Raw genomic sequence first — 18391 nt, forward strand, 5'->3', positions numbered from 1 at the left:
TTTTAAGCCCTATAACACTTAGTTTTAGTCCTAATCTTTCCCCTAGCTACAATAATATCTGCAATATCTTCATCAAAAAATTCTAGCACACTAAAGAGTATTAAAAACCCTAAATACAACAAAAAGGCGTTCAGCAAGTCAATCCAAGGGAGCAATATAAAAGGCACAAAAATAGAAATGAGATAAGACTTTGCATTCAGCCACAAAAACTTTTCTTTAACAGAAATTTCACGCAAATTTTTGACACTTATTGCTACGACCACTTAAAACACCCCCATAAACCAATTAGCCAAACTTGGGGCTTTAAAAAAGAGAAAAATCCCAAGCACCACACCAAGTATAGTAAATAGAATTTCTTTCCACCTATCCAAATTCCTCCATACATAAATAGCAATCCCTATAAAAATCACCATTAAAATGCCTTTAGCTGTAGGGCTTTTAAGCTGACTTTCTAAAGCGTTGAAAAACCCTTCTAACCCTTCTGCAAACAAATTTGAAAAGCTAATTGTCATTAAAATCATTATTCTTAAAAATAAAGCACTCATAAAAAACCTTTTATTTAATATTGATTAACTAATTACTTAATATTTTTTCTAAAAAGTGATTAAAGGGTTCTAAAAAGCGTTAAATTCTTGGATTTTTAATGTAAAAAGGGTAAAAAGGTTAAACACATCATGCAATTATCAAAAATCTCTTATTGATGAAACTATTCTTGCTAATACTTTTTAATCATTTTTTTAATAGAGTAGTGATGTTTTGCACCCCAAAAAGGGGCTTGTGCAATCTTAAACAATAAAAGGCAATAACTTATTGCACCTTTTGTAAAATGTAAGAGATATTGGCATAATTTTTAGATTTCAATACCTCTTCTTCCAACAGCTTCTGAATTTTTTCAAAACTATATTGCAAATGGTTATAGGCAATAATTGCCACCTCATCACCCTTTTGCAAGAAATGCGTTTGAGCAAAAGGCATATAGGGGGTTGCACCAATGGTTACAATGATTTTAGTGGGAAAATTATGACGCTCTAAAAAAGGTCTTAAGGCCTCCAAAGAATCGCAGTCTTCTTGATGATTAAGCCTATCTTTAATCCAATCTAATAGTTTTTGATAAAAAAACTCATATTTCACCAACTTGCTATTTTCGCCATAAACATGCCAAACATTATCACGCTTTAAAAATGAGGCGATAGAAAAGTTATTGCAAACACCGCCATAAACAAATCTATCAATCATAATCTTTTGTCCCATGCCCTTAGAGGCACTAGAAAAGTTTTTCTTTTGAGACAATTTTTGTGCCATTGGGTCATTACGCACTGAAGTATCATTAAATGCCATAAAAAAATTAGGCGTTATTTGAGAGACCAAATGTTCTTTATCGTATTTTACATCACATTCTAAAGCAATCTCTGGTTCAGCTTGCACATGCATGCTAGGGTCATCGGGCAGGATAATCTTTTCATTATCCACGCAAAAACGCCCCAGATACGATAATTCATGCGGAACATAAAAAGGGAATAACCCCTTAGGAGCGTCCTTTTCGCAACTTTTCATATTGATAAAAGAATGACTCTCTCCTGCTTGTTCTAAATGTCCCGCAAAATTCCCTACCACGCCAAAACCTAAAAATTCTTGCATACAAAACCTCCTAGAAAATAGCGTCTTAACTTTATACGAAACCAAGGCGCATTATAGCACAAAAAAGAAAGTGCCAAACGCCACAAAACCTATCGCTTAAAGATTCAAATAAGCCCATCAATTAGCCTAGTAAATATTGCCTAGCACTCTCTTTATCCAAGGGATAGAGCTCGCATTTTTTACCCCCAATTTGAACCAAGTAAGTTTGCTCTTTTAAAGTCTTTGCATAGCCTAGAGCGATACGCCCCGCCAATTCTTTATCTTCCTTGCTAGCGTCTTTATCCACCAAACTTAAAGGACCTTTACAATTTAATAATTCAATCTTATCCATTAAGGGGTGTTTAATATCAAGCTTGTGATTTTCTTCTTCATTTCTTGCCACAACCAAGCGAGCGTTATTAGGCAAGACAAAATAGCGCCCCATTTTAACAATCACACTATCTTCAATCACCATATCTCTATGCTCTTTTAGATTTTTTATTTTATTGCTCACATTAATATCTGTAAGTAAGCAACCCCCACCGGGCTTTTCATAGTATTTCAAGCCATAATCTTTTACCATTTGCAATTGCCTACTCCGCCCCCTACCACTCACATCTAAAAGCTTTTCTCTACTAACTAAACCCTTTTTTTCCATAAAGGTAGGCTCTAAGAGTTTAGCACTCATAGGGCGTAGTAACAACTCATCTAAAAATTGCGGTTTTTCATCGCTTGCTTGCGTTCTGTCTAAAACCCTATCAAAACACTCTTCTTCGCCCACACTTCTTACGAGTTTTCTTACTTGGTCTAAAGCCTCTTTTCGTTGAGATTTGGGGCGTTGTCCTAGCACTTCCCCACTCAAAACAAAATCAGCATTTAATTCAAGCATTTTATAAAACGCATTTCTAAACATGTTTGCATGGCAATCTATACAAGGGTTGAAATATTTTCCATAACCATATTTTGGCTTAAACAACACATCATTAAAAAATTGTTCTCTAATATCGCACACTAAGAGTTTGGCTCCAATCTGAGCGGTGGCGTTTTCAAAATACTCTCTTTTATCCTTGTTCCCCCCAAATCCTATATTGAAATGCAAAGCGGTTACTTCAATGCCTTGCTCAATGAGTAATTTCATAGACAACAAACTATCTAGCCCCCCACTAAATAAGGCTAAAGCTTTAATTTTTTTCATACAGCGACTAATTCTCCTTGCTTTAATTTGATAATGGCTTCACGAGCCTTTTTTAAAAAAACCATTTTTTCACTAAAAGGAAGTGAGCTTTTAGGAATTTCTTTTAATTGCCGTTCATAATAGCGTAAAATCAACAAGCACAATTCCTTTTCAAACCCCCCTTGTTTTAGGGGTAAATTCGTGTCTAATAATAACGCAACTAACTTGGGGTCATCTAATTTTTCTTGGCATAGGGCTTCAAATTCTTGTTTTTTATGCAAGAATACCCCACTATGAATATAGCCTATGGCTAAATCTAGCAAACTCTTATCTTCTAAAAGGTAGCGAATCACTAATTTTTCTAAAAATTCTAAACTCAGCGTGTTAGAATAGTTTACAAATTTTTGAGCATAATTTGGTGTGGGTTTTTCTATTTTATGATTAAAAGATTGAAAGGGCGTAGACTCTTTAATCCCTAAAACATGCAAAGGCACTTGTAAAAGAGTAGCAATTAAAGGCTTATATTCGTTTTGTAAAAGTAAAGAAAAGTTTTTTAAAAAACCTAACATTTCTTTAAGAGCCTTATCCTTTTCTAAAGGGTCATTTAAGGCATAAGAATGAGCCACATGCCTTAAAACAAATTCAATAAAGGCAATAGGATGCATAAACTTTTCTTTTAACGCCTCTATTTTATTATTAGCCACCATATCTGCTGGGTCTAGGTTATTATCAAATAAAACCACTCCGCCACTTTTTTGCTCTTTAGCCAACATTAAGCTCGCTTTATAGGCGGCGTTTTGCCCCGCTTTATCCCCATCATAGCTAAGAATGATTTCAGGCTCACCTTTTTTAAGCAAGGGTAAGTGCGATTGTGTTAGAGCCGTTCCAAGTGTAGCTACAGCGTTATTAAACCCTGCTTGATGCAACAAAATCACATCTAAATAGCCCTCTGTGATAACGATTTGCTTTTTCTTATAAATAGACTCTTTAGCCAAATGATAGCCATAGAGCAAACTAGATTTATCAAAAAGCTTGGTTTGAGGCGAATTGATATACTTAGCAACCCCCTCTTTTAAAGTGCGCCCCCCAAAACCCACCACCTTAGCACTAGGATTATAGATAGGAAACATAATGCGTTCTAAAAAGCGTAAATATATTTTATTGCTAGGATTATTTTTATCGTTTCTATTACCATCACTTTTGCCAAGCACTCCAAGCTCAATCAATTTGTCCTTATCTAAGCCTTTATGCTCAATATCAGGGAGTATTGTTTTTGTGCATAGTCCTAGTTTGAATGCCTGAATGCTTTCTATACTCAGTCCCCTTTGTTTTAAATAGTTTAAAAAATAAGGGGCGTTAAAAAGCTGTGCTTGATACAACGAACTCACTTCTTCTAAAAGATAGTAATCCTCTTGAAGTTTTTTAGTGTTATCATAAGAGCCTTGCTCATACTCTAAAGCCACATTGAATTGGTGAGCCAATTTTTCTATTGCCTCTGTAAAAGAAAGCTTTTCATGCTCTCTAAGAAAATTAATCGCATCTCCATGAGCCCCACAACCAAAGCAATGATAAAAACCCTTAGCTTGATTCACACTAAAGCTTGCACTACGCTCCTCATGAAAAGGGCAACGCCCCATATAATTCACCCCAGATTTTTTTAAATCAACATAAGGGCTTACAACTTCTACAATATCAATAATTTGTTGCAAACGCTCAATGGAGCTTTTAGTAATCATTATTTACGCTTTCTTTTGTTATCAATGCTCATTTTTTAATTATACTCAATAAACAAAAGCTTGGGTTTCTCTTTTTATTATCTAAACATATTCTAATCTTTATACTTTTAAGCTAATGAAACTTTATACTAATAGACTAAATAATCTTTATAATTATAATATTAGACTTTGTTTTATCGCTTGACTTATAGCCAAAAATGCGCTATAGTGGTGGCGCTTAAAAATACTAAGCGCTAAATTTCTATTTTAATTTTGAACTTAGGAGAACTAATATGAAGTTTCAGCCATTAGGAGAAAGAGTCTTAGTAGAAAGACTTGAAGAAGAAAATAAAACAAGCTCAGGAATCATTATCCCTGATAACGCTAAAGAAAAGCCTTTAATGGGTGTAGTAAAAGCGGTTAGTCATAAAATTAGCGAAGGTTGCAAATGTGTGAAAGAGGGCGATATTATCGCTTTTGGTAAATACAAAGGCACAGAAATCGTTTTAGATGGCACAGATTACATGGTGTTAGAATTAGAAGATATTCTAGGCATAGTGGGTGTAGGCTCTTGCTGTCATAGCGGTCATCATGACCATAAACATGGTGCAGAACACGGCTCTTGCTGTCATAACCACTAAAAAATTAATATTATTAAATAAGGATACAAAATGGCAAAAGAAATTAAATTTTCAGATACCGCAAGAAATCATTTATTTGAAGGCGTTAAGCAACTCCATGATGCTGTAAAAGTTACTATGGGGCCAAGAGGTAGAAATGTATTGATTCAAAAAAGCTATGGCGCTCCAAGCATTACTAAAGACGGCGTGAGCGTGGCTAAAGAAATTGAATTAAGCTGTCCTGTAGCTAATATGGGCGCTCAACTTGTTAAAGAAGTGGCAAGCAAAACTGCAGATGCAGCAGGCGATGGCACTACAACAGCAACGGTTTTAGCTTATAGCATTTTTAAAGAAGGTTTGAGAAATATTACTGCTGGGGCTAATCCTATTGAAGTGAAGCGTGGTATGGATAAAGCCGCTGAAGCTATCATTAATGAGCTTAAAAAATCTAGCAAAAAAGTAGGCGGTAAAGAAGAAATCACTCAAGTGGCTACCATTTCTGCAAATTCTGACCACAATATCGGAAAACTCATCGCTGATGCTATGGAAAAAGTAGGCAAAGACGGCGTGATTACCGTTGAAGAAGCTAAGGGTATTGAAGATGAATTAGATGTGGTAGAAGGCATGCAATTTGATAGAGGTTATCTCTCTCCTTATTTTGTAACTAATGCGGAGAAAATGACCGCTCAACTAGATAACGCTTACATTCTTTTGACTGATAAGAAAATTTCTAGCATGAAAGACATTCTTCCACTATTAGAAAAGACTATGAAAGAGGGCAAGCCCCTTTTAATCATCGCTGAAGATATTGAGGGTGAGGCTCTAACAACTCTAGTAGTGAATAAACTTAGAGGCGTATTAAATGTAGCCGCTGTTAAAGCTCCAGGCTTTGGCGATAGAAGAAAAGAAATGTTAAAAGACATCGCCATTTTAACCGGTGGTCAAGTCATTAGCGAAGAATTAGGTCTAACTTTAGAAAACGCTGAGGTAGAGCTTTTAGGAAGAGCTGGAAGAATTGTGATTGACAAAGACAACACCACTATCGTAGATGGTAAGGGACATAGTGATGAAGTTAAAGACAGAGTCGCACAAATCAAAACTCAAATTGAAGCTACAACAAGCGATTATGATAAAGAAAAATTACAAGAAAGATTAGCCAAACTCTCTGGTGGTGTAGCGGTGATTAAAGTAGGTGCTGCAAGCGAAGTAGAGATGAAAGAAAAGAAAGACAGAGTAGATGACGCATTAAGTGCGACAAAAGCGGCTGTTGAAGAAGGTATTGTCATTGGTGGGGGTGCAGCGCTTATTCGTGCGGCTCAAAAAGTGGATTTAAAATTACACGATGATGAAAAAGTGGGCTATGACATTATTATGCGTGCGATTAAAGCTCCATTAGCTCAAATTGCTGCTAATGCGGGTTATGATAGTGGCGTAGTCGTGAATGAAGTAGAAAAGCACGAAGGACACTTTGGTTTTAATGCAAGCAATGGCACTTATGTAGATATGTTTAAAGAAGGGATTATTGACCCCTTGAAAGTAGAAAGAATCGCTTTACAAAATGCGGTTTCAGTTTCAAGCCTGCTTTTAACTACAGAAGCCACAGTGCATGAAATCAAAGAAGAAAAAGCAACCCCAGCAATGCCAGATATGGGTGGCATGGGTGGAATGGGAGGTATGGGTGGCATGATGTAAGCCCCCTTACTCCTATAAACGCTTTTTTACAATCTCTCTTTTTTAGAGAGATTGTTTTTTTACAACTCCTTAATCAAACTATCAACAAGACTTTTTAAACCCACTTAAACCAACCAACAAAAAATCAAAAGTTTGAGTAACTTATTGCCCCATTCTTTATTAAAATTAGCTTGTTTATAAGCTATCAAATATCCCCTTAACCCCCCTTAAGCTTAATCATTATGCTATTGTGATAAGATGATTTCAAAATTTTAATATTTAAGGAAGACTTATGCCAAACACTTCTACACCCAAAGATTACTCCCAATACAATGAAAAACAACTCTTTAATTTTTTAAACTCTGTAGATAAGCAACTTATTAAAGCAGAGAACGAGCAAAAAAAAGCAATAGAAAAATTTAAAGAAATCCAAGCCAAAAAACAGATGATTCAACAAGCCTTAGCCAAGAAGTTTAATGAGACACCAATTATAAAAGAGCCTTGTAATTTATGCGAGCAAATTAAAGACAAAGATTATAATCAAGAAACCATACAAGCCTTACAAGATGCTGAAAATGGCAAAAACTTAGAAACAATTGAAGATTTTTCCACATGGATAAAAGAAGTAAAAAAGGAAATGAATGCTAAAAATTAAGTATCATAACCTTTTTAAAAAAGATTTTAAGAAACTTGTTAAAAATGGATTTGATGATAGTCTTTTAAGCGAAGTTATTACAACTTTAAGAAAGCAAGAGCCACTAGAACCAAAATATAAAGACCATTCATTAAAAGGCAAATGGAAACCCCATAGAGAATGCCACATTAAGCCAGATGTTTTACTTGTTTATCTTATTAAAGATGATACTCTTATTCTTTCACGCCTATGCTCACATAGTGATTTATAAAAACACCCCTAAAAATAAAACAAAAACCTCCATTCTTATGACTTCCAACAACTCACAATCTTTTATCAATTAATCCCAACCAATAAGAGCTAATCAAAGCCTAAATACCACTTTAAGACTTTATTAAAGCACCACCACAAGAGCGTTGTTAGCAAACTTTAATCTATGATTAAATATAATTAAGTAATCAATAAAGGAGAAAACCCCCTATGAAACTGAATGCTCGCTTAATAAGCGTTATGATTGTCCTACTAAGCTCCCTTGCAGGCTTTACACTTTTACTTATCAAACACACTCAAAATAACGCTTTAGAAAAACTCATCACTCTTAAAGACCCTTCTAATGAGGCGCTTTCTGCAGTCTTTCAAGAACAAATCACAGATTTTAGCTTGCTGTTTATTGCTCTAGTTATTTTATGTGCGCTTATTTTAGGGGTTTTTACCAACATTCAAGTATCCCCTTTTGAAAAATTGATTAAGCGCTTAAATTCAAACGCCAAAGACAGCGACCTTTCAAGCACCACGGCTAATGCCTTGCTCCAAGCCTCTAAGGGCAATATTACTACACTAGATAACCTTAAACAAGCCATTGCTACCACAATGAAAACTATGGCAGAGCGCAACACTCTAATCTCAACGATAGATAAAAAAACTATAGCCGTTAATGAAAGCGTGCATACCTCTATCACAAAAGCCCAAGCTACAAGACAAGATTTAGAGAGCGCTCAAGCTATTGTAGAAAAATCCTCCCTTACCTTGCAAGATTTATTAGAGAAAGTTAAGCAAAGCGCTCAAACCGAAGAAGAGCTTTCATCACAAATTGAGCTTTTAAGCAAAAATGCTGATGATGTGAAAATCATTTTAAAACTCATTGATGATATTGCTAATCAAACCAATCTTTTAGCCCTAAATGCTGCTATTGAGGCTGCAAGAGCAGGTGAGCATGGTAGAGGCTTTGCTGTAGTGGCTGATGAAGTGAGAAATTTAGCTGAACGCACTCAAAAATCCCTAACCGAAATCAACTCTTCTATTGGCATTATTGTGCAAGGAATCCATGATGCCTCCACACAAATGAGTCTCAACTCTCAAGAAATTGAAAAGCTTTCTGAGATTAGCACTGAAGTGCAAGAGCAGTTCTATGGCATGAATGAAAACCTCAAAAATGTCATTGGTTGCGCTAATCAATCTATTGATGATTATGCCACTACAGGCAAAGAATTACAGCATATTACTGATGAGTTGCTTAAGGTTGAGAGCTTTAATCAGCAAACCGCTAAAGACGCTCAAAACATTGTTACCACCCTAAGTGCATTAAGCAATCAAAGTATAGAGTTAGACCAACAAATAGAAACTCTCACCAATAAGGCTCTTTAATGCTTTCTTTTAAAGCGCTCTCTCTATCAAGCATTATTGCCCTAAATGCTTTAGCCCTAAATTCCCTAAATGCTAAGCCTCATAATTTTGCTGAGGCAAAAAGTGTTCTATCTAAATTCTATGCTAAACACCAGAATTTAGATGAAACCTTTTATTGTCATGCGCCCTTTAGAGCCATTCATAAAGGCAAGAAAATCAGCTTTGAAATCTTACCCTCACAAAATTACAAGCCTCGCCATGCTATTACTAAAAAAGGCACTACTAATAAACGAGCATGGAAAGTGGAATGGGAACATTTAATGCCTGCTGAAAACTTTGGCAAGCACTTAGCTTGTTGGAAAGAGGGCGGAAGAAGAGCATGTCAAAAAGACCCTATTTTTAGGGAAATGGAGGCAGATTTGCATAATCTTGTGCCAAGTGTTGGCGAAGTCAATGGCGATAGAAATAATTATAAGTATGCTGAAAGTCCTAAAGGCATGCGCTATACCCAATATGGAAACTGCCAAGTTTATACAGATTTTAAAAACAAGCGCTTTTATCCAGCTAATTACTCCAAAGGGCAAATCGCACGAGCTGAACTCTATATGAGTAAGACCTATCATATTAATTTAGGAAAGGCTGAATTAAAGCTTATGCAAGCATGGGACAAAATGTATCCTAAAAGCAAAGTTGAGATAGAAAGAGAAGAATTATTTCAATAGCTTTTAAAAACGCCTTTTAGCACTTTTTTGTGCTTTTTCCCTACCTCTTAAAAAGTCCAAAGAATTAACCTCATAACAATTCTATATTATCACTACACTTAAAAAGATTAGCATTTTAATTAAGATATGCCCTTGTTTTACAAGAGAATAAAAACAGATAATCAATAACACAATCAAATAAAAAACATTAAAGAATAAAGAATAAAAGTCTTAGAGTTTAATCCCTAAGACTTAAAAAAGTGCTTGAAAGCTTGTTAATAAACTTAAATCCCCCCTCCTTTTTTATTATAACATCTACTTAAAAATTCACCACATAGTTGAAATACAACTTGATGTTATTCTTATAGAATGTGGATTGCTCAAAGCCATCATAGTTACTTCTAAAATAGTAATTCACTACTAAAGGAATCTTAAGACCTAGTTCAATACCACTATGCTTAGAGAAATTGCTTCTAAAACCTACCACTAAAGGAATTTGAAAATAGCTTGTATTCATACTAGCTTTTCCACCTAAGGCTTTAATCTCTTCCATTCTAGCATGCCAAATAGATTGACCTTGATTGACCCAAGTAGAGCCTAAGAGTTCTGTTCCTAGTAGAATACCTGCAGTATGAATGCCATCTTGACTTTCATGGAAGTTGTATAAGAAATCAAAGCCTGCACCATAAGTGTGATTATTTGCTTGTCCTACTCCTAGTCCTGCACCTTGAATATTAGTAGTGTGTCCTAAGTTAGATTGCATGTAAGCATAAGTGGCATAACCTCTAATACCCCAATGCTTTGTTTTACCAAAGAAGTATTTATAACCAATTTGAACATCTACACCATAGGCTGAACCGCTAACTTTTTGGGTGTGGGTGCTAGGGAGAGTAATGGTTGGCACTATCCCTAAACTAGCCTCCACACTAAAGGCATTGCTTTGTGCTTGATAAACTACCTTACTAGCGTTTTGAATGACCTTAAGAGCGTTTTCTAAATTGGTCTTTTCTTCATCAGGGATATTCCCTTTTATCACATCATTAAGCGCATTTTCCACATTAGAGAGAGCCTCTTTAGCATCTGTGATTTGATTATTCAAATGATATACATTGACTTGAGGATTGTTTTTTAAACTAGAAGTGATTTGATTTACAGCATTAAAGGCATGTTGTAAAGATGAAGTTATCGCATTATCACTAGGATAACTAAGATTTTTTAGAGCGCCTTGAAGAGTTTGGAGGCTATCTTGCATGTGTGTTAAAGAAGGTTCAGTTTTATTGATAGCAAAGGGAGTTGGGGTTAAGGGTATGGTTGCAATATTTGGGGTTTGAGGCTGTTTAGTTTGAGATTGGGTGTTACCATCATTTTGAGGCTGTGGTTTTATAGGGTTTTTGGGCTTAATGGTTGGACTCAATTCATTGTAAAGGTTTTCATACTTTACTAAATTCTCAAAATCGTTAGCAAAAGTTTGACCATCTAAAATTACTTGTCCGTAGTTATTTGCTTTGTTTTTATCTTCTTGCATTTGCATTAAATCTAGTTGCACTTTTTCTTTATAGTTTTGAACTTGTTTAGCATACCCATCAAGTTGCTCTATAGTCTTATTGACATTGCCTTGATTTTCTGTTGTAGTATAATCTTTGGGACTACCACTAAATTGACTTATACTTGATGCACTGCTGATTTGATGTTGACCAATTTTGTTATACAAATCATATTGTATTTTTGCATAGCTATCTTCTAATGCTAGTATTTTTGTCTCATCAATTGAAACCTGATTACCACCCCCACCACTACCTCCTGAGGCCTCTAAAGCTTGTTGATAACTTTCTATTTCAATTTTAATCCCACCTGCCTTAGAGATTATATTGACTATATCTTGCATAGCAACTTGTTGCCCTATGTTAAAAATTTCCCCACTACTAATCTGTGGAAAATACCCTAATTGCTCCTTCACACTACCTTGTTGAATACAATAAGCACCTATTGGATTGCCCGAACAAGGATTGCTTGCCCCTAATATATTTACACTTCCTAAAAGTGCCATACTGCCTACTATAGAAACCAATTTAACACATTTCATCTGTTCTTCCTTTTTGCTTGTATTACTAAGGGGTTAAGTCTAAATAGCCCTTCATTCCCCAAAAAATCATTGATTAAGTTTAAAAATCAAAAATTGCAATCAACCAAGTTGGTATATATGCGTGAATATTGCTTGTGCGTTTTAGCGCAACAAAAAGTTATAAAAGCCTATGTAGGTAATTGGAATAAATAAAGAGATAAATTCTTCTTAAGAGAGAGAGAGAGAGAGAGAGAGACGGATTAATAAGATTAATAATCATTTCTTTCACATTATTGCCTTTTTTTGATTTTAAAATAGCTAGACTATAACATAATTTTCTTAAAAATAATTTAATATAGAAATTATTTTGATAAAAAACAAGTATTAAATAACAATAAAAACATTAAAAATATTTAATTATAAAATTCTTTAAAACGAATAAGTTAATTGGCAACGCACCCTATACATGCGCACTTGCCCAAATAAATTCGCATAATAGAGTTGGGCTGTAAATCTATTACCTACTTTATAAGAAATGCTTGGCGTGATTTCTCCAAAAGTCGCATTTTTGGTTGCTCTAAAGCCTCTATATGCTGGGTCCCAACCACGATATTGGCTCAAATCAGATAGATTTGTATCCCCCTCCCATAAAGTGAAGTTATTCTTACCACCAATAAAAACCATATCCAAAGCAAAAATCAAATTCTTAAAGCGATAATCTAATTGTGAATACAATGAATAAATGCTTGTATCTTTAGTTGCTCCCCCTCCAATAAGCCCAAAACCCATGCTCCCATGCCCTTGGCTACCATTCCATAATTTACCGGCTGTTTTTAACCCCCCAACATTATCAATCAAGCTCGCATAGCCTTGAGCAAAGCTCCCAAAAGTCCCAAGCATGGCAAAAAAACGACGCTTTTTGAAACTCACTTGAAAATTATAAACCCCCCTATTTTGAGCCAATTCTTGAGGCGCATGCCCTTGCATAGTCTCTCTTTGCACTTTATCTTGAAAATAAGTGGATAAAAACTGCGAACGATTGGTTTGAAACTCCGCCTTATTATTCAAACCAGTGGCTGAAATTTGAAATAACACATTCACAAATCCATGCCCCTCATCAAATTGATAACGATAATTTGTCTCTGCAAAAAGCATGTAATTGATGAGCTTGTGGGCGTATAAATCATGAAAGCTTGCTTTAAATTGGTGCTTTTTGTTAATGCCAAAATCTTTTGCATAACCCACACCCCCTATTAAGAGCGCATTGCCTATACCTGCCCCCCAAATACTCCCCTTAGCATTCGCCCCTATAGCCTTTCCTTGACAATCAAAGCGCCCGGTTTTTTGGTTTAAACCCACATTAGCTAAGCTCCCCGCACATTTAGCACCATTTAAATCATAGCCAACCCCCGCACTATATAAATCATCTGCCATCCAACTTCCAAAAGCTGAAAAATCAAAGACAAAATTTTTTAAATCTCTACTTTTAAAGCTTGCTCCAATCCCTCTATCCATGCTTTTATCATAAAAGGGGGCGCTTAAATTCATCTCGCCCACTTGTGCGTAAGATTTAAAAAAAGTTTTTTTTACAAAAAGATTATTGAAACTAAAAACATCATATTGGCTCTTCATTCTAACCCCCCTAGAGCCTTGAATATCGTCCCAAATTTGCCTATTTTTTGACGGAACACCTGAGTCTTGCGAAAAGAATATTCCTGCAGTGAAAGAAAAACCCTTGTATTCACCGGTAGCTAAATCCGCCTTAATGCGAAATTGCATGCCATTCCCATTGCCCGTTTTACCCCCATCTTGAGTGAAACGCCCAAAAACAAATCCGTCTAAACTCGCATTTTTAACTAAATCTATTAAAGGGGTTTTAGCCTCCAAGCAAGAAAATCCTAATAAAGCTCCTAATGCGCTCCTTAAGCCAAAAAGCGCTATTTTATTGGTTTGCACTTCTAATATTCCTTGTTTATGAATTAAGATTGACCAAAAGACTAACAATGAAAAGTTAGAGATAACATTATCAAAAAATAATAGTAACAACACTCAATAAATCATCAGCCATTTTTAAACCCTATTCAAACATGAATGAAGTCTATTAAGTTGAGCTAAAAGACAATGGATTTTCACACACAAATAGTCAAAATTAGTGTGCTAAAATCCACAAATTCTCCCCCAAAAAAGCCTTTAAAAACTAGAATAAGAAAAACATTGCCGCATAAAACGACCAATTACGCTTTAAATCCTCTTGATACGCATGCGTGCCATCTTTGGTTTCAAAGCGCAAATAAGGTGTGTTTCTCATAGGGATTTTAACCCCCGCCTCAATACCCACATGCTTAGCAATCACACTTCTAATACCGGTATTAAACATCCATTCAAACTGCGTCTTTTTCAAATGCAAATCCCCACCTACTAAGCCACTACCATTTGCACCCTCAGGAAGATTAGATGGCCTTGTTTCTAAGGGTTTTTGATGATTAGCTGAATACCAAGTATTGCCCCCAATCGCAACGCCTCCAAATACCCCTAAACTAAAGTGCGTGAAATTGACAACATTTAATAATAAATCAATTCCCACACCATAGCTAGAAAGGTTGAATTTTGAATTTAAATTGATAATATCATTATCATCACGCATGCTAACATTTTTAAAATTGACTACCCCCCAATCATAAAAACCATAATAGCGAAAACCCGCCCAACCCTTTTTTCCAAAAAGTTGGTTATAGCCCATATGAATCCCAAAACCCTCAATCATAGAATTATGCGTTTGGGGAAACGATTTTGCAATGTTTTTGGAACTTCCTGAATATTCTATGGTTTTATTCTTAAGGGTAGCTATGCCCACTTCATACATGCCCCCTATAAAGAAAGCGCTTTTTTCCGCTTGTAGTCCTTGAATAGCTAAAGCCCCTAAAAGAATGCTTTGAAAAGTTTTTGATTTTAAGTTTAGTTTCATTATTAATTCCTTATGTTTAAAAATCATCAAAACAAAGAAATCATAAGAAAAAGAAACTTTATACACCCTTAAAAAATAAATGATTAGTTAATAAATTTTAGCGCCTCCTTTTTAAACGCCTTACAATAAAATCCCCTATCGTTTGAATGATTTGCACCAAAACAACAATGATGATTACCGCATAAAATAAAATATCGCCCCTATAAGTTTGATACCCAATCCTTATAGCCAAATCCCCTAAGCCCCCAGCCCCTAAAGCCCCAGCCATAGCCGAATAGCCTATAAGTGCGATTAGAGTGATAGTGATATTATTCACTAAAGAGGGCAAGCTCTCTAAAAGCATTATTTTTATGACTTGCATATTGCTTGCCCCTAAGCTTAGAGTGGTTTCAATCTTGCCATGCTCTACTTCCATAAGCGAGCCTTCAAAAAGCTTAGCCACAAAAGGAATGGCTGAAATTGCTAAAGGGATAATGCTTGCACTTGAACCAATGCTTGTGCCAATAATCAAACGAGATAAAGGTAAAAGCAAGATGATTAAAATCACAAAAGGGAATGAGCGAGTGATATTAACGAGCGTATCTAAAATTTTATGCAAAAAGGGCTTGTTTAATAAATGTCCCTTTTGGCTCACTATAAGTAGCACGCCTAAAGGCAAGCCAAAAAGCACGGCTAAAAAACTCGCTACAAACACCATATAAAGAGTCTCTAATGTGGCTTGAAAGAGTATTTGAGCTATCATTACTGAGCCTCCATTTTTTCAACATGCAAATTTAATGAATGCAAGTATTCTAAAGCCTTTTTTACTTCTAAAACTTCGCCTAAAAATTTCACTACTAAATAGCCCACATTCTTGGTTCTCAATTCTTCAATATTACCCGAAATAATGCTTACATCTACTTTAAAACGCCTAATTAGATTAGAAATAATAGGCTCATCAATTTGAGTGCCTAAAAAGACAATTTTATAAAATTCTTCTCTCGCATTTTTATGCGTTAAAATATGCTCACTATCTATGGTGGGCGATGAATTTAAAAGCTCTTTAGTTACTGCATGCTTAGGGTTGGCAAAGATTTCATCTACCGCACCTCTTTCTACAATCTCACCAGCACTCATCACGCACATTTGATTGCAAAGTTCTTTAACCACTTCAATATGGTGTGTGATAAACACTATGCTTAAATCTAATTTTTTTTGAATATCTTTTAAAAGCGCTAGAATAGAATGCGTGGTTTTTGGGTCAAGTGCAGAAGTGGCCTCATCACAAAGCAATAAACTAGGGCTATTAGCTAAACTTCTTGCAATAGCTACTCTCTGCTTTTGCCCTCCACTTAATTCTTTAGGATAAAATTGTGCTTTATCTTTTAAGCCCACTAATTCTAGTAATTCATACACTCTTGGCTTAATCTCTGTTTTTTTCCATTTGGCAATTTCTAAAGCAAAGGCGATATTATCAAACACATTTTTAGCACTCAAAAGATTAAAATGTTGAAAAATCATGCCTATTTTTTGGCGTGCCATTTGCAATTCTTTAGGCTTTAGATTCAATAAATTGATTCCATTAACCCAAACTTCTCCAGAACTAGGCCTTTCTAAGCAATTAATTAAACGAATAAGCGTAGATTTCCCAGCCCCTGAATAGCCTATCACGCCTAAAACATCGCCTTTTTTAAGCTCTAAATCCACGCCCTTTAAAGCATGAAAGCCATTTGCATAAATCTTTTGAATATTTTTTAATTCCACTATCATCTTATTCACTCATTTTGACATTTGCGCATCATTTTCTACGCCATTAAGCCATAAAAAAACCTCAACCACACTTTGATACAATTCTTCGGGTATCGCACTATCTAATTCCACCTTTAAAAGCGAATCTACCAAGATAGGATTAGAAAATAATGCTATATCATATTCTTTGGCTTTTTGAATAATTCTTTTAGCCACTTCACCTACCCCACTAGCTATAACTTTAGGCGCATAATCTTGCCCCATGTTATAGGCTAGAGCCGCAGCTTTAAGAGATTTTGCCATTAAAACCCTAGTGTTAAAGCATCTAATTCTGCCCAAGAATGAGTATTCTTTAACTCATTTTGACGCTTTAATAAAGAGGCAATGCTCCTTACTAACAAATCTGTTTCAATATTCACACGCCTTTTAACTTGATAGGTTTTAAAAAGCGAATTTTCAAAGGTATAAGGAATGATTGTAAGCCAAAAGCCCTCTTTTTCAACACTTGTTAAAGTTAAGCTTACCCCATCAATCGTAATAGAGCCTTGTGGGATACATAACATTAAGGTTTCTTTGGAGGCTTTGATAAAAAAATCCACTTGATTAACATTTCTTTGAATCTTTTCAATAACCCCTATCGCATCCACATGCCCTTGCACAAAATGCCCATCTAATCGTGCATTAGCTTGCAAGGCTGGCTCAATATGCACTAAATCTTTATAATTTTCTAATGCCACACTTTTTTGAGTTTTTTGACTTAGCTCTACACTAAAATGTGTTTTTGAACTTTCTATAGCCGTTAAACACGCCCCATTAATAGCAATGCTATCCCCAAGCTTTGGATATAAATTGCTCTCTAAGGTAAGAACATTATTTTTAAAACTCTTTACTTTAGCCACTTGAGCTATGAGACCACTAAACATAATTTTTGCTTATTATTTTCCTTACGCTAGAATACTAGAATTGTTTATTCTAACATATTAAAGTTTCAAACCTAAAAAAACACCCATTAAGAAATAGGATAAGAATGTTTATAGATACCCATTGCCATTTAGACCATAAAGATTATGATAATGATTTAGAGATTATCTTAAAAGAGAGTTTAGAAAAACAAGTTTCATATTGCTTAATTCCCGGGGCTGATATGAAAGACTTGCCAAAAGCTATAGAAATTGCCAATACGCATGAAAATGTATTTTTTGCTATTGGGGCACACCCTTATGATGTGGATAGTTTTGATTTGTCATTATTTGAAAATTTTGTTAGCCATAAAAAATGCCTAGCTATAGGCGAATGCGGTCTTGATTATTATCGCTTACCTGAACTCAATGAACGAGAGGCTTATAAGAATAAGCAAAAAGAAATCTTTATCAAGCAAATTGAATTTGCTATTAAGCATGACAAGCCTTTGATTATTCATATTAGAGAGGCTAGTTTTGATAGTTTAGAAATTCTAAAAAGTTACCCTAAGGCTAGAGGGGTGTTACATTGTTTTAATGCTGATAGCATGCTTTTAGAATTGAGCGAACGCTTTTATTATGGTATTGGTGGAGTTAGCACTTTTAAGAATGCTAAAAAACTCGTAGAAATTTTGCCTTCTATTCCTAAAGAGCGCCTTGTTTTAGAAACTGATGCACCCTATTTGACCCCACACCCTTATAGAGGCACAAGAAATAGTCCCACTTATATCCCTTTAATCGCTGAAAAAATTGCCGAAATACTCCATATTGATTTAGAAAAACTTGCTAAATTGACTACAAATAACGCCCAAAAGCTTTTTAACTTCCCTTTAAAAAGCTCGGTCATTTATTAAGTTTAGGTATAATGCGCTTGGTTTAACGCCCTTACACTTGGCAACAAAATCAATCAGCGCTTTGGATT

General features: G+C 35.2%; 19 protein-coding genes. 7 read left to right on the forward strand and 12 right to left on the reverse strand.

Annotation, left to right across the window (positions count from 1 at the left end):
• Positions 1-2: 2 nt before the first annotated feature.
• From HCW_RS00280 to dnaG, 5 genes are all read right to left on the reverse strand, one after another.
• Complete coding sequence (locus HCW_RS00280) at positions 3-263, reverse strand: hypothetical protein (protein ID WP_014660230.1); 261 nt, start codon at positions 261-263, stop codon at positions 3-5.
• The gene (locus tag HCW_RS00285; protein ID WP_014660231.1) at positions 264-545 is read right to left on the reverse strand and encodes a TrbC/VirB2 family protein; all 282 of its coding nucleotides are present in this window, start codon (positions 543-545) and stop codon (positions 264-266) included.
• Between the two features lie 262 nt (positions 546-807).
• Positions 808-1638 carry a DUF5718 family protein gene (locus HCW_RS00290; RefSeq protein WP_014660232.1) on the reverse strand — a complete coding sequence of 277 codons (831 nt, stop codon included), beginning with the start codon at positions 1636-1638 and terminating at the stop codon, positions 808-810.
• A 121-nt stretch (positions 1639-1759) separates the two neighbouring features.
• On the reverse strand, positions 1760-2812 hold the full coding sequence (locus tag HCW_RS00295) for an MnmA/TRMU family protein (protein WP_014660233.1): 1053 nt from the start codon (positions 2810-2812) through the stop codon (positions 1760-1762).
• Positions 2809-4527, reverse strand: a complete 1719-nt coding sequence (gene dnaG, locus HCW_RS00300; protein ID WP_014660234.1) for a DNA primase — start codon at positions 4525-4527, stop codon at positions 2809-2811. The genes HCW_RS00295 and dnaG overlap by 4 nt, the downstream gene beginning before the upstream one ends.
• 272 nt (positions 4528-4799) lie before the next feature.
• Between dnaG and groES the strand changes: the two genes are divergently transcribed.
• The 6 genes from groES to HCW_RS00330 all read left to right on the forward strand — a co-directional run bounded on the left by groES (position 4800) and on the right by HCW_RS00330 (position 9776).
• Complete coding sequence (groES, locus tag HCW_RS00305) at positions 4800-5147, forward strand: co-chaperone GroES (RefSeq protein ID WP_014660235.1); 348 nt, start codon at positions 4800-4802, stop codon at positions 5145-5147.
• A gap of 30 nt (positions 5148-5177) precedes the next feature.
• Positions 5178-6818 carry a chaperonin GroEL gene (gene groL, locus HCW_RS00310; protein WP_014660236.1) on the forward strand — a complete coding sequence of 547 codons (1641 nt, stop codon included), beginning with the start codon at positions 5178-5180 and terminating at the stop codon, positions 6816-6818.
• A 271-nt stretch (positions 6819-7089) separates the two neighbouring features.
• Positions 7090-7452: a hypothetical protein gene (locus tag HCW_RS00315; RefSeq protein ID WP_014660237.1), complete on the forward strand. Its 363-nt coding sequence runs from the start codon at positions 7090-7092 to the stop codon at positions 7450-7452.
• Entirely contained in the window at positions 7439-7702 is a 264-nt protein-coding gene (locus HCW_RS00320; RefSeq protein WP_014660238.1) for a type II toxin-antitoxin system mRNA interferase toxin, RelE/StbE family, read from the forward strand. Before HCW_RS00315 ends, HCW_RS00320 begins: the two co-directional genes overlap by 14 nt.
• A 209-nt stretch (positions 7703-7911) precedes the next feature.
• Entirely contained in the window at positions 7912-9075 is a 1164-nt protein-coding gene (locus HCW_RS09810; RefSeq protein WP_014660239.1) for a methyl-accepting chemotaxis protein, read from the forward strand.
• Positions 9075-9776, forward strand: a complete 702-nt coding sequence (locus HCW_RS00330; RefSeq protein WP_014660240.1) for an endonuclease — start codon at positions 9075-9077, stop codon at positions 9774-9776. The genes HCW_RS09810 and HCW_RS00330 overlap by 1 nt, the downstream gene beginning before the upstream one ends.
• A 298-nt stretch (positions 9777-10074) precedes the next feature.
• Here HCW_RS00330 and HCW_RS08985 read toward each other — a convergent pair whose 3' ends face one another.
• The 7 genes from HCW_RS08985 to ribE all read right to left on the reverse strand — a co-directional run bounded on the left by HCW_RS08985 (position 10075) and on the right by ribE (position 17433).
• The gene (locus HCW_RS08985) at positions 10075-11838 is read right to left on the reverse strand and encodes an outer membrane protein (RefSeq protein ID WP_014660241.1); all 1764 of its coding nucleotides are present in this window, start codon (positions 11836-11838) and stop codon (positions 10075-10077) included.
• A 408-nt stretch (positions 11839-12246) separates the two neighbouring features.
• The gene (locus HCW_RS00340; RefSeq protein ID WP_014660242.1) at positions 12247-13773 is read right to left on the reverse strand and encodes a hypothetical protein; all 1527 of its coding nucleotides are present in this window, start codon (positions 13771-13773) and stop codon (positions 12247-12249) included.
• 241 nt (positions 13774-14014) lie between these two features.
• The gene (locus HCW_RS00345) at positions 14015-14782 is read right to left on the reverse strand and encodes an outer membrane protein (protein ID WP_014660243.1); all 768 of its coding nucleotides are present in this window, start codon (positions 14780-14782) and stop codon (positions 14015-14017) included.
• A gap of 97 nt (positions 14783-14879) precedes the next feature.
• The gene (locus HCW_RS00350; protein WP_014660244.1) at positions 14880-15524 is read right to left on the reverse strand and encodes a methionine ABC transporter permease; all 645 of its coding nucleotides are present in this window, start codon (positions 15522-15524) and stop codon (positions 14880-14882) included.
• Positions 15524-16531 (reverse strand): methionine ABC transporter ATP-binding protein, encoded by a 1008-nt coding sequence (locus HCW_RS00355; protein WP_014660245.1) that lies wholly within the window; start codon positions 16529-16531, stop codon positions 15524-15526. Before HCW_RS00355 ends, HCW_RS00350 begins: the two co-directional genes overlap by 1 nt.
• 9 nt (positions 16532-16540) lie before the next feature.
• Entirely contained in the window at positions 16541-16813 is a 273-nt protein-coding gene (locus tag HCW_RS00360) for a FlhB-like flagellar biosynthesis protein (RefSeq protein ID WP_014660246.1), read from the reverse strand.
• Positions 16813-17433 carry a riboflavin synthase gene (gene ribE / locus HCW_RS00365; protein ID WP_014660247.1) on the reverse strand — a complete coding sequence of 207 codons (621 nt, stop codon included), beginning with the start codon at positions 17431-17433 and terminating at the stop codon, positions 16813-16815. Before ribE ends, HCW_RS00360 begins: the two co-directional genes overlap by 1 nt.
• A 104-nt stretch (positions 17434-17537) precedes the next feature.
• Between ribE and HCW_RS00370 the strand changes: the two genes are divergently transcribed.
• Complete coding sequence (locus HCW_RS00370; protein ID WP_014660248.1) at positions 17538-18323, forward strand: TatD family hydrolase; 786 nt, start codon at positions 17538-17540, stop codon at positions 18321-18323.
• The last annotated feature ends 68 nt before the right edge of the window (positions 18324-18391 follow it).

It is taken from the genome of Helicobacter cetorum MIT 00-7128 (assembly GCF_000259255.1).
Classification (GTDB): Bacteria; Campylobacterota; Campylobacteria; order Campylobacterales; family Helicobacteraceae; genus Helicobacter; species Helicobacter cetorum_B.